8 protein-coding genes are annotated in these 12398 nt (G+C 49.9%); 6 read left to right on the top strand and 2 right to left on the bottom strand.

The features are described 5' to 3' along the window. Window positions 1-21: 21 nt before the first annotated feature. Together M2406_RS07760 and M2406_RS07755 are read left to right on the top strand one after the other, a co-directional pair. A complete protein-coding gene (locus tag M2406_RS07760; protein WP_012145433.1) occupies window positions 22-1365 on the top strand; it encodes a UDP-glucose/GDP-mannose dehydrogenase family protein in 1344 nt (447 codons plus the stop codon). A gap of 9 nt (window positions 1366-1374) precedes the next feature. Beyond that, window positions 1375-2385 (top strand): NAD-dependent epimerase, encoded by a 1011-nt coding sequence (locus M2406_RS07755; protein ID WP_012145432.1) that lies wholly within the window; start codon window positions 1375-1377, stop codon window positions 2383-2385. Window positions 2386-2601: 216 nt separating this feature from the next. On the opposite strand, the gene hns is transcribed toward M2406_RS07755, so the two are convergent. Beyond that, complete coding sequence (gene hns, locus M2406_RS07750; RefSeq protein ID WP_006321188.1) at window positions 2602-3009, bottom strand: histone-like nucleoid-structuring protein H-NS; 408 nt, start codon at window positions 3007-3009, stop codon at window positions 2602-2604. A 698-nt stretch (window positions 3010-3707) separates the two neighbouring features. Between hns and M2406_RS07745 the strand changes: the two genes are divergently transcribed. After that, window positions 3708-4292: a thymidine kinase gene (locus M2406_RS07745; protein ID WP_017893051.1), complete on the top strand. Its 585-nt coding sequence runs from the start codon at window positions 3708-3710 to the stop codon at window positions 4290-4292. Between the two features lie 125 nt (window positions 4293-4417). Here M2406_RS07745 and adhE read toward each other — a convergent pair whose 3' ends face one another. Then, window positions 4418-7090, bottom strand: coding sequence for a bifunctional acetaldehyde-CoA/alcohol dehydrogenase (adhE, locus tag M2406_RS07740; protein WP_259189539.1), 2673 nt, complete (start codon window positions 7088-7090; stop codon window positions 4418-4420). Between the two features lie 524 nt (window positions 7091-7614). Here adhE and M2406_RS07735 point away from each other — a divergent pair. The 3 genes from M2406_RS07735 (at window position 7615) to oppA (ending at window position 12376) form a co-directional block, all read left to right on the top strand. Next, complete coding sequence (locus M2406_RS07735; protein WP_012145429.1) at window positions 7615-8259, top strand: YchE family NAAT transporter; 645 nt, start codon at window positions 7615-7617, stop codon at window positions 8257-8259. Between the two features lie 690 nt (window positions 8260-8949). Next, window positions 8950-10587, top strand: coding sequence for an ABC transporter substrate-binding protein (locus M2406_RS07730; protein ID WP_012145428.1), 1638 nt, complete (start codon window positions 8950-8952; stop codon window positions 10585-10587). Between the two features lie 151 nt (window positions 10588-10738). Continuing rightward, entirely contained in the window at window positions 10739-12376 is a 1638-nt protein-coding gene (oppA, locus tag M2406_RS07725) for an oligopeptide ABC transporter substrate-binding protein OppA (protein ID WP_012145427.1), read from the top strand. Window positions 12377-12398 lie beyond the last annotated feature (22 nt).

Below are 12398 nucleotides of genomic sequence, written 5' to 3'. Positions count from 1 at the left end.
TTGAAAAACTAGGATTTTCCCATGAAAGTAACAGTTTTTGGTATTGGCTATGTTGGCCTGGTGCAGGCTGCGGTGTTGGCTGAAGTCGGCCACGACGTTATGTGTATTGATATAGACGAACGTAAAGTCGAAAACCTGAAGAAAGGGAATATCCCTATTTTTGAGCCAGGCCTGACGCCGTTGGTGCAGCAAAACTATGAAGCAGGTCGCCTGCAGTTCACCACCGATGCTAAAGCCGGCGTTGAACATGGCACCATTCAGTTCATTGCCGTGGGCACGCCACCGGATGAAGACGGCTCTGCCGACCTGAAGTATGTGACTGCCGTGGCCCGCACCATCGCGGAACACATGACCGATCATAAAGTGGTGATCGATAAATCTACCGTCCCGGTTGGCACCGCAGATAAAGTCCGTCAGGTTATGGAAGAAACGCTGCGCAAACGCGGCAGCACGGTTCCTTTCGATGTGGTTTCCAACCCCGAATTCCTGAAGGAAGGCGCGGCAGTAGCAGACTGCATGCGTCCTGAGCGCATTGTTATCGGTACCGATAACAAAGATGTGATTGAACCTATTCGCGAGCTGTATGAGCCGTTCAACCGCAATCACGATCGCATGATCATGATGGATATTCGCAGTGCTGAACTGACCAAGTATGCTGCCAACTGTATGCTGGCGACCAAAATCAGCTTTATGAATGAAATGTCTAATCTGGCCGAAATGCTGGGTGCAGACATTGAGAAAGTGCGTCAGGGTATCGGTTCTGATTCCCGTATTGGCTATCACTTTATCTACCCAGGCTGCGGCTATGGTGGCTCCTGTTTCCCGAAAGACGTTCAGGCCCTGATCCGCACGGCTGAACATATCGGCTATCAGCCAAAACTGTTGCAAGCCGTAGAGCAGGTTAACTATCAGCAAAAATATAAGCTGACCAAGTTTATCAAGCATCACTTTGGTGAAGATCTGAAAGGCAAAACCTTTGCGCTTTGGGGGCTGGCATTCAAGCCAAATACCGATGACATGCGTGAGGCTTCCAGCCGGGTGCTGATGGAGCAACTGTGGGAAGCGGGTGCTACCGTTCAGGCCTACGACCCTGAAGCCATGAACGAAGTTCAGCGCATCTACGGTCAGCGTGACGATCTGAAACTGGTAGGTACCAAAGAAGCGGCGCTGCAGGGCGCTGACGCGCTGGTTATCTGTACCGAATGGCAGAACTTCCGCGCGCCGGATTTCGACGCGATCAAAGGCTCGTTAAAGCAGCCGGTGATCTTTGATGGTCGTAACCTGTTTGATCCTGAGCGCCTGGAAAGCCGTGGCTTTACCTATTATGCGATTGGTCGCGGTGCGTCCATTCAGCCGGTTATATAAGGGGCATATATGAAATTCCTGGTTACTGGCGCTGCAGGTTTTATTGGTTTTCACGTTGCTGAACGTCTGTTGGCCGCAGGGCATCAGGTTGTCGGTATTGACAACCTGAATGATTACTACGACGTAGGTTTGAAAATAGCGCGTCTCGATTTGCTGGCGGATAAGCCTGCCTTCCAGTTTATTAAGCTGGATTTGGCCGACCGTGAGGGCATGGCGCAGCTGTTTGCCGAGCATCAGTTTCAACGGGTGATTCATCTTGGTGCGCAAGCCGGGGTGCGTTATTCATTGGACAACCCGCTGGCGTATGCAGACTCGAATCTTATCGGGCATTTGAATGTGCTGGAAGGGTGCCGACATAATAAAGTTGAGCATTTATTATATGCCTCATCCAGTTCGGTATATGGTCTAAATCGTAAGTTACCCTTTGCGACCGAAGATTCTGTTGACCACCCGGTATCATTGTATGCGGCGACTAAGAAAGCCAATGAACTGATGTCACACAGCTACTCCCACTTATACGGTCTGCCAACCACCGGGCTGCGTTTCTTTACCGTTTATGGCCCTTGGGGGCGCCCGGATATGGCGCTGTTTAAATTTACCAAGGCCATATTGGCGGGTGAAAGCATCGATGTATATAACCACGGTGAGATGCACCGTGACTTTACGTACATCGACGATATCGCTGAGGCTATTGTGCGGTTGCAGGCAGTTATTCCTCAGGCAAATGCTAGCTGGACGGTTGAGCAGGGTTCACCGGCGACCAGTTCTGCGCCATACCATGTCTATAATATCGGCAACAGCAGCCCGGTAAAGCTGATGGAATATATCAGCGCACTGGAACAGGCGTTGGGGATCGAGGCGCGTAAGAATATGCTGCCGATGCAGCCTGGTGACGTGTTAGACACCAGCGCTGATACTGTGGATCTTTATCGTGAGATTGGCTTCAAGCCTGAAACCAGCGTTGAAGAAGGTGTGAAACGCTTTGTTGAATGGTATAAGTCTTTTTATAAAGTTCAGTAATTGAGCTGTACGTAAATGCTATAAGGGGCCACGGCCCCTTTTTTATGCTTTGCAAAAGTCAGGAAGGGGCAGCTAGCCGAGAAGCAAGACCAATGAGGTAGAAGGTTACCTGCATAGGATAATTACCCAAAGTCTGACTTGTGTTCTACTACTTCTGAAAATAAGCATAACAAAAAGGCTCCCAAGGGAGCCTTTTTAACTTGCAGCCGAATGCTATTACAGCAGGAAATCGTCCAGAGATTTACCTTGCTCTTCGATAGCTTTCTTAATCACTGCTGGGGTACGGCCCTGGCCAGTCCAGGTTTTCAGTTCGCCGTTTTCGTCTTTATATTGGTATTTGGCCGGACGTGCTGCACGTTTAGCTTTACCAGCGGCTTTAGTTGCAGCCATAGTTTGCAGCAGTTCATTAGGATCAATACCGTCAGCAATCAGCATTTCACGATATTGCTGCAGTTTACGGGTGCGTTCTTCAACTTCTGCTTGAGCCTGGCTGTCTTCTTCGCGACGTTCGTTCACAACAACTTCCAGTTTTTCAAGCATTTCTTCCAGCGTTTCCAGGCTGCATTCTCTTGCCTGTGCGCGTAGAGTACGGATGTTGTTCAAAATCTTTAATGCTTCGCTCATTGTCCTAGTCTCAAATTATATTGGTGGGGGGCGTCTGGATAATAATAGAGTGCTCTTTTCTTTTCTGCAATAGCCAAATTGAAAAGGAAGGCTCAAATTTACCTTTTAAAACACTAAACCAGAACACTCTGGCTAATATAGGCGGGGGAGATAAGTATTACAACCGTCATTTTTAAGTCAAATTTTCAACAGTGACGGTATGTTTGCTATGCCGGAATGGCATTCATGACTAAGTTATAATTGTGTTTTATATCAATATTACGTCGAATTCTGTGGGTTAAATCACGCGACCCAGTATGCAAACACTGTAAACAATGGGGGTATACGAGTAAAGATAACGTCAAGAACTGTACCCTGGCTGTTTTATGTCATTAAATACTCAGGCGTGGCGCTAAGCAGTGTTAATAGATTTAATTCCGTCCTGACCTGGCGCTTCTGGGGCTTTACTGTGCTGGCTTAACCATTAATGCCGGGTGCTAATCATTAGCAGTAATTAAATGTGATGTCAGACAGAAATTATCCTGTAAATAGATGTAAAAGTAAGAGGTGCAGCGAACAGAATGTTTCACTTGAAAGTTTGGCATTCGTTTAGCGAGATGTTGATTAACCCGGAGGCGTGAGCAGGCCGATAGGTTATGGTACACTTTACCTCTGAATCAACCTTCGAATATTTCTTATACCATTGGAGTTGCGGGCCCATGGCTCAACTTTATTTTTATTACTCTGCTATGAACGCAGGGAAATCTACCGCGTTGTTGCAATCTTCATATAATTATCAAGAGCGTGGTATGCGCACGTTGGTGTTTACCGCCGAAATAGATCATCGATTTGGTGTCGGTAAGGTCAGCTCGCGGATCGGGCTGTCGTCACAGGCGCAGCTCTATAATAATGAGTCGATGCTCTATGCGATGATTGCACAGGAACATCAACAGCAACCGGTACATTGCGTGTTGTTGGATGAAAGTCAGTTCCTGACGAAACAGCAGGTTGAGCAATTGTGTGATGTCGTCGACCAACTGGATATTCCGGTTCTGTGTTATGGCTTGCGTACCGACTTCCTGGGGGAACTGTTCATTGGCAGCCAATACTTGCTGGCCTGGGCAGACAAACTGGTAGAGTTGAAAACCATCTGCCATTGCGGACGCAAGGCCAATATGGTGCTACGGCTGGATGAAAGCGGGCAGGCTATGCATGCCGGTGAGCAGGTAGTGATAGGGGGGAACGAGAGCTATGTCTCCGTTTGCCGCAAGCATTACAAGGAAGCCATACAGGCACTGGAGTAGCGTTTAGAACGCCGCAGGGAGCCCTGTGGCGTGTTTGAGCGCTATTGCGCACTCAGGTAAGTACTGGCCAACGTGCCGCATAAAAAAACCGCCTTTCGGCGGTTTTTTATTGGTTCAATGAACCGTTATTTTTTGGACTTTTTTTCTGCTTTGGCCGCCGCTGGAGCTACCAAAACTTCTTCATCTTCCGCTTCACTAAACTTACGGCCGTAGAAGGTATCCAGCATGATTTGCTTGAGTTCGGCAATCAGCGGATAACGCGGGTTGGCACCGGTACATTGGTCGTCAAAGGCGTCTTCAGACAGTTTGTCGACTTTCGCCAGGAAATCGACTTCTGTCACACCGGCTTCACGGATTGAGGCCGGGATGCCCAGTTCAGCTTTAATCTCGTCCAGCCAGGTCAGCAACTTCTCGATTTTCTGCGCGGTACGGTCGCCCGGTGCGCTCAGACCGAGGTGGTCTGCGATTTCACCGTAGCGGCGACGAGCCTGTGGGCGGTCGTACTGGCTGAAAGCCGTTTGCTTGGTTGGGTTGTCGTTCGCGTTATAGCGAATAACGTTGGAGATCAGCATGGCGTTGGCCAGACCGTGTGGGATGTGGAACTCAGAACCCAGTTTGTGGGCCATTGAGTGGCAAACCCCCAGGAAGGCGTTGGCGAACGCGATGCCGGCGATGGTCGCGGCATTGTGCACGCGCTCACGGGCGACCGGGTTCTTGGCACCTTCTTTATAGCTGGCTGGCAGATATTCTTTCAGCAGTTTCAACGCTTGCAGCGCCTGACCATCAGAGTATTCGTTCGCCAGTACTGAAACGTAAGCTTCCAGTGCGTGAGTCACCGCATCCAGGCCGCCAAAGGCGCACAGGGATTTTGGCATGTTCATCACCAGGTTGGCGTCAACAATGGCCATGTCCGGGGTCAGAGCGTAATCCGCCAGTGGATATTTCTGGCCGGTCACGTCATCGGTCACTACCGCAAATGGCGTCACTTCTGAACCCGTACCTGAGGTGGTGGTCACGGCGATCATTTTCGCTTTGACGCCCATTTTCGGGAACTTGTAGATACGTTTACGGATATCCATAAAGCGCAGCGCCAGGTCTTCGAAATGGGTCTCAGGATGTTCGTACAGCACCCACATGATTTTCGCCGCATCCATCGGTGAACCACCGCCCAGCGCGATAATCACGTCTGGTTTGAAGGAGTTCATCTGCTCCGCGCCTTTACGCACGATGGACAGGGTTGGGTCTGCTTCAACTTCAAAGAACACTTCTGTTTCAATGCCGTGTGACTTGAGTACGGAAGTGATCTGGTCAGCATAACCGTTATTGAACAGGTAGCGGTCGGTCACAATGAAGGCACGTTTTGCCCCGTCGGTCGCTACTTCTTCCAGCGCGATAGGCAGTGAGCCACGGCGGAAGTAGATTGATTTCGGAAGTTTATGCCACAACATGTTTTCTGCTCGCTTCGCTACAGTTTTCTTGTTGATCAGGTGTTTTGGACCGACGTTTTCAGAGATGGAGTTACCGCCCCAGGAACCGCAGCCCAGCGTCAGAGACGGAGCGAGTTTAAAGTTGTACAGGTCACCGATACCACCCTGAGACGCTGGGGTGTTGATCAGGATACGTGCGGTTTTCATCTTGTCGCCGAAGAAGGCAACGCGTTCCGGCTGGTTATCCTGGTCGGTGTACAGGCAAGAGGTGTGGCCGATACCGCCCATGGCAACCAGTTTTTCCGCTTTGCTGACGGCGTCTGCAAAGTCTTTGGCGCGATACATGGCCAGCGTAGGCGACAGTTTTTCGTGAGCGAAAGGCTCGGTTTCATCAACCAGTTTCACTTCACCGATCAGCACCTTGGTGCTTGCCGGCACTTTGATGCCCGCCATTTCAGCGATTTTCGGTGCAGACTGGCCAACGATAGCCGCGTTCAGGCCGCCGTTTTTCAGGATGATGTCCTGCACGGCTTTCAGTTCTTTACCCTGCAGCATGTAGCCACCGTGGCTGGCAAAACGTTCGCGTACGGCATCATAGATGGAGTCAACCACGATGACCGACTGCTCAGAGGCGCAAATCACACCGCTGTCGAAGGTTTTAGACATCAGAATTGAGGCGACAACGCGTTTGATATCCGCAGTTTCGTCAACCACAACTGGAGTGTTACCTGCGCCAACGCCGATTGCCGGTTTGCCGGAGCTGTAAGCGGCTTTCACCATGCCTGGACCACCGGTTGCGAGGATCAGGTTGATGTCAGGGTGGTGCATTAACTGGTTGGACAGTTCAACGGTAGGTTGGTCGATCCAACCGACGATGTCTTTTGGTGCACCGGCGGCAATTGCGGCCTGCAGTACGATATCCGCTGCCTTGTTGGTAGCGTTTTTCGCACGTGGATGCGGAGAGAAGATAATGCCGTTACGGGTTTTCAGGCTGATTAACGCTTTGAAAATGGCCGTAGAAGTTGGGTTGGTGGTAGGCACGATACCGCAAATCAGGCCAATAGGCTCTGCAATGGTGATGGTACCGAAAGTATGGTCTTCGGCCAGGATGCCGCAGGTTTTTTCATCTTTATAGGCGTTGTAGATAAACTCTGATGCGAAGTGATTCTTGATCACTTTATCTTCAACGATACCCATACCGGATTCTTCAACGGCCAGTTTAGCCAAAGGAATACGGGCATCGGCAGCGGCGAGGGCAGCAGCGCGAAAAATTTTATCAACTTGCTCTTGAGTGAAGTTGGCATATTCGCGCTGGGCTTTTTTGACACGTGCAACTAGCTCGTTCAGTTCAGCGACATTTGTTACAGCCATAATGCTCTCCTGATAATGTTAAACTCTTTCAGTAAATCAGCCGTGCGAGCAAGTAGTATAGACATTTCGGTGGGAAATGCTGTTTTAAAAACAAAGGCTTTCCACCTTTTTGTGCCGCATGCTGCTGATTTGCTTAAAGAGCTTTACCCGATGCTTCAGCAGGAGAAGACAGCGGGCCGAACAGAGATGCCACTTTTTCCTTAACCTGTTCTACTCCCTGACTACGACTAAGAGCTTAACTACTCTTGGGTAGTGATTTTGTGATTTAAATCATAAAAAACGCAAGCTGACACCATTCAGCCATGGTTTTTGAGAATCATTCTTGATAACTGTGATGTCAGGCTCTTTTCTCAACATAAAAAATCATAAACCGTACATTGCTTTAACAATAGAGAATTATCTTATCTGTGAAGGTGTAAATAGAGATAAATCTCGCGCATGAGCAATGGATTACCCATGGCAATTCTATTACATTAGCGCGCGAAGGCAGTGTCACTTTTAAAGCTATTAAAGCGGAGTCATTTGTGGGCCAATCTCTGTTGGATTTTTCCGGCTTCATTAAATTTTTTGTCGGCCTGTTTGCGCTGGTCAACCCGGTGGGTATTTTGCCGGTGTTTATCAGCATGACCAGCTACCAGGCGGCGGCTGGGCGCAATAAAACCAACCTGACCGCCAACCTGTCGGTCGCCATCATCCTGTGGACCTCGCTGTTTTTGGGGGAGGGGATTTTGCGCATGTTCGGTATCTCTATTGATTCATTCCGCATTGCCGGCGGCATCCTGGTGGTCAGCATTGCCATGTCGATGATCAGCGGCAAACTGGGTGAGGATAAACAGAACAAACAGGAAAAATCAGAGAGCGCAATCCGTGAAAGCATTGGGGTCGTGCCATTGGCATTACCACTGATGGCTGGGCCGGGTGCTATCAGCTCCACCATTGTCTGGAGCTCCCGCTATCATAGCTGGCAGAACCTGCTGGGGTTCAGCCTGGCTATCGCGTTGTTCGCTTTTTGCTGCTGGCTGTTGTTCCGGGCTGCGCCTTTGCTGGTGCGCCTGTTGGGGCAAACCGGCATTAACGTCATTACCCGTATCATGGGGTTGCTGCTGATGGCATTGGGTATCGAGTTTATCGTGACTGGCATAAAGGCGATATTCCCCGGCTTGTTGTAATCAGCCGAATGAGTCGCGAATAGGATGATTCGCGGCTCAAATTAATTTTAAAATTAAAAACTATTATTAGCTCGCATTAATATAGTGCGTAATATGAATGAATTTTCTTCACTTGCACCATGATGTGGCATAAATCTCAATTTGTTGCTCAATAAAAGCTCTAAGCGTTGTTTTTACCCCTTATCTTCCTCACTTCCTGCCCTTTTTCGCCTCCCGAATATCAAATTTGCTGTTAATTTAATCACATCATTCTGTAGGGCTTGTCTCGCTTTCATCCAGGTGTTATTAGTGATTAACCGCACATAAGCAGGTGTTTGTTCTTTGAACGGCGGCTTTGTTAACTGAATGTTTCTTTATCTGGTGTGTGGGTTCGCTGCGTACGGCTTTGATGGTGGTGAATTCAATTTTAATGATTAAAATCAATAAGTTGATTTGCACCTTTGTTACCCCCTCTTTGGGGTGACAAAACCCGTCTGATGCAATAAAAGAGAATTGCTTAACATTTCTGTAAAAATTATTGGCTATGGAAATTGCCTTCTGCTAATTTCCGAGCAACTTTCTACGCGTAATTAACGGTATCGCGTCGACAAAGTGGGAATGATTTTTGCTGGTGTCTGTTTATTTAGAATTCTTATAAATACTTCACGAATATCGATAAGCAATGCTTGTTGGTGAAAAGGAGCCTCGACCATGCAGCAAACCCTAAAGCACACACCATTAGCTATGTTGATTGCCGGCCTGCTGAGTATCAGCGCCGTTTATTCTGCTCAGGCGGCTGATGTTCCGGCCGGGGTGCAATTGGCCCAGCAGCAGAAGATCGTCATTAACAACGGCTCGGAAGTGGCTTCATTGGATCCGCACAAGGTTGAAGGCATACCGGAAAGCAATATCATTCTGAACCTGCTGGAAGGGCTGGTCAGCACCGACGCCAATGGGCACGTGGTCGCGGCTGCGGCGACAAATTGGGAAAATCAGGATTTTAAGACCTGGACTTTCCACCTGCGTCCCGACGCAGTTTGGAGTGACGGCTCTCCGGTTACCGCGCAGGATTTTGTCTACAGTTGGCAACGCCTGGCCGACCCGAAAATTGGCTCACCTTATGCCAGCTACCTGCAGTACGCCAAAGTTGAAAATATCGACGCCATTCTGACCGGCAAGCAAAGCCCGCAGACGCTCGGTATTAAAGCTATCGATGATAAAACTTTTCAGGTCACGCTAAGTGAGCCGGTGCCGTATTTTATCAGCATGCTGAGCCACACCTCGCTGAAACCGGTAAAACGTTCGGTAGTTGAGAAGTTTGGCGACAAGTGGACGCTGCCGGCAAACTATGTCGGTAATGGCGCGTATCGCTTGAAAGATTGGGTGGTGAATGAGCGCATTGTGCTTGAACGCAGCCCGAGCTACTGGAACAACAAGAAAACGGTTATCAGCCAGGCAACCTTCTTGCCGATATCCTCAGAGGTCAGTGACGTCAACCGCTTCCGCAGCGGTGAAATCGATATCACCAACAGCGCCATCCCGCCGAACCTGTTCGCGAAAATGAAAAGCGAGATCCCTGAGCAATTGCACGTTAACCCTTATCTGTGCACTTTTTATTACGAGATTAACAACCAGCGCGCGCCTTTTACCGATGCCCGGGTGCGAGCCGCAGTGAAACTGACGTTGGATCGCGACATCATTGCCAACAAGATCATGGGCCAGGGGCAGATCCCGGCCTACAGCTTTACTCCGAGCTTTACCGAGGGTGCCAAATTCACGGCGCCGGAATGGGCAGGGTGGAGCCAGGAGCAACGCAATGCCGAGGCGAAGAAATTGTTGGCCGAGGCAGGCTTCAGCGCGACCAAACCGCTGAAATTCACATTGCTGTACAACACTTCAGATCAAAATAAGCAGCAGGCGATCGCTGCTGCGTCCATGTGGAAGAAAAACCTCGGCGCGGATGTCCAGCTGCGCAATCAGGAGTGGAAAACCTCGCTGGAAAGCCGCCATCAGGGGCAGTACGACGTGGCGCGGGCCACCTGGTGCGGAGACTATAACGAGCCTAGCGCTTTCCTGAATCTGGTTGTCTCCAATAGCAGCATCAATACCATTTTTTACAAGAGCCCGGCGTTTGACGCCCTGATGGCCAGCACGCTAAAAGCGCCGGACGAAGCTGCGCGTGCTGCTCTTTATCAGCAAGCGGAGGCTCAGTTGGACAAAGACTCGGCGTTGATCCCGGTGTATTACCGCGTCAGTGCGCGCCTGATCAGACCGTCGGTGGGGGGCTTTACCGGTAAAGACCCGCTGGATTACACCGATGTAAAAAACCTGTACATCATCAAGCAGTAACGAGGGGTATTACGCCACGCCAACAGGGGTGAGTAATACAAGGAGTCCGCCTGCCGTATTCGTTCAACGGCCGCCGGCATAACAAGGTCCGCTCACGGGCAACGCAGGTTCCACGACGAGCCTGTGATAATAAAAACTGGAGTATACACACATGACCAACATCACGAAAAAAACCATCCTTGCGGCCGGCATCATTGCCGCGCTGGGTATCACAGCAACCGGAAGTGCTTTTGCGGCCGTTGTGCCGGCGGGCGTACAACTGGCAGACAAGCAAGAGATAGTTAAAAACAACGGTTCGGAAGTACAGTCGCTGGATCCGCACAAAATTGAAGGCGTACCTGAAAACAACGTTACGCGCGATCTGATGGAAGGCCTGGCCAACAACGGCCCGGATGGTTCCATTGTTCCAGGCGTGGCCGAAAGCTGGGATAACAAAGATTTTAAAGTCTGGACCTTCCATCTGCGTAAAGACGCAAAGTGGTCGAATGGCAAGCCGGTAACGGCACAAGATTTCGTGTATAGCTGGCAGCGCGTGGTGGACCCTAAAACTGCATCCCCATATGCCAGCTATCTGCAATATGCTCACGTAGAAAACGTTGATGACGTTATCGCCGGTAAAAAAGACAAGTCTACCCTGGGCGTAAAAGCCATCGATGATCACACCTTCCAGGTTACCCTGACCGAGCCGGTGCCTTACCTGGTTGAAATGACGCCTCACTATGCGATGAAGCCAGTATTTAAAGACGCGGTCGAGAAGTTTGGTGAGAAATGGACTCTGCCGGCGAATTACGTCAGCAATGGTGCCTACAAGTTAAAAGACTGGGTCGTTAACGAACGTATCGTGCTGGAACGTAACCCGGAATATTGGGATAACGCGAAAACCATCATTAATAAAGTCACGTTCCTGCCAATTTCGTCGGAAGTCACCGACGTAAACCGCTACCGCACCGGTGAAATCGACATGACCTATAACAACATGCCGATTGAACTGTTCCAAAAGTTGAAAAAAGAGATCCCGAAAGAAGTTCACGTCGATCCATATCTGTGTACTTATTACTACGAGATCAACAACCAGAAAGCGCCATTTACCGATCAGCGCGTACGTGAAGCGCTGAAGCTGGGCCTGGATCGCGACATCATCACCAATAAAGTGAAAAACCAGGGTGATTTGCCGGCCTACAGCTTCACCCCACCTTATACCGATGGTGCCAAGTTGACGCCACCAGAGTGGTTCGGCTGGACGCAGGAAAAACGCAACGAAGTGGCGAAAAAACTGCTGGCTGAAGCGGGTTACGGTCCGGGCAAACCACTGACTTTCTCACTGCTGTACAACACTTCTGATCTGCACAAAAAACTGGCGATCGCCGCAGCCTCCATCTGGAAGAAAAATTTGGGCGTGGACGTGAAGCTGGTGAACCAGGAGTGGAAAACCTTCCTCGATACCCGTCATCAGGGTACCTATGACGTAGCGCGTGCCGGCTGGTGTGCCGACTACAACGAACCAAGCTCGTTCCTGAACATGATGCTGTCCGACAGCAGCAGTAACACCCCGCACTATAAGAGCGCGGAGTTCGATAAGCTGATGGCGAACGTGCTGACGGCGAAAACCAAAGAAGAACGCGCTGATTTGTATCAGAAAGCCGAAGTGCAGCTGGATAAGGATTCGGCCATCGTTCCGGTTTATTACTATGTGAATGCCCGTCTGGTGAAACCTTATGTTGGCGGTTACACCGGTAAAGACCCACTTGATAACGTGTACGACAAAAATCTGTACATCATCAAGCATTGATACGGTAAGTGCCGGCGGTGTA

The sequence above is a fragment of the Serratia sp. BIGb0163 genome (assembly GCF_024809935.1).
In the GTDB taxonomy this organism is placed as follows: Bacteria; Pseudomonadota; Gammaproteobacteria; order Enterobacterales; family Enterobacteriaceae; genus Serratia; species Serratia quinivorans.
This window is presented reverse-complemented; position numbering and strand designations above follow the sequence as displayed.

Excerpts from the sequence above, each read along its gene's own strand:
- M2406_RS07730 (WP_012145428.1), top strand. The coding sequence starts at position 8,950 with ATGCAGCAAACCCTAAAGCACACACCATTAGCTATGTTGATTGCCGGC.
- M2406_RS07745 (WP_017893051.1), top strand. The coding sequence starts at position 3,708 with ATGGCTCAACTTTATTTTTATTACTCTGCTATGAACGCAGGGAAATCT.
- oppA (WP_012145427.1), top strand. The coding sequence starts at position 10,739 with ATGACCAACATCACGAAAAAAACCATCCTTGCGGCCGGCATCATTGCC.
- M2406_RS07760 (WP_012145433.1), top strand. The coding sequence starts at position 22 with ATGAAAGTAACAGTTTTTGGTATTGGCTATGTTGGCCTGGTGCAGGCT.
- adhE (WP_259189539.1), bottom strand. The coding sequence starts at position 7,090 with ATGGCTGTAACAAATGTCGCTGAACTGAACGAGCTAGTTGCACGTGTC.
- hns (WP_006321188.1), bottom strand. The coding sequence starts at position 3,009 with ATGAGCGAAGCATTAAAGATTTTGAACAACATCCGTACTCTACGCGCA.
- M2406_RS07755 (WP_012145432.1), top strand. The coding sequence starts at position 1,375 with ATGAAATTCCTGGTTACTGGCGCTGCAGGTTTTATTGGTTTTCACGTT.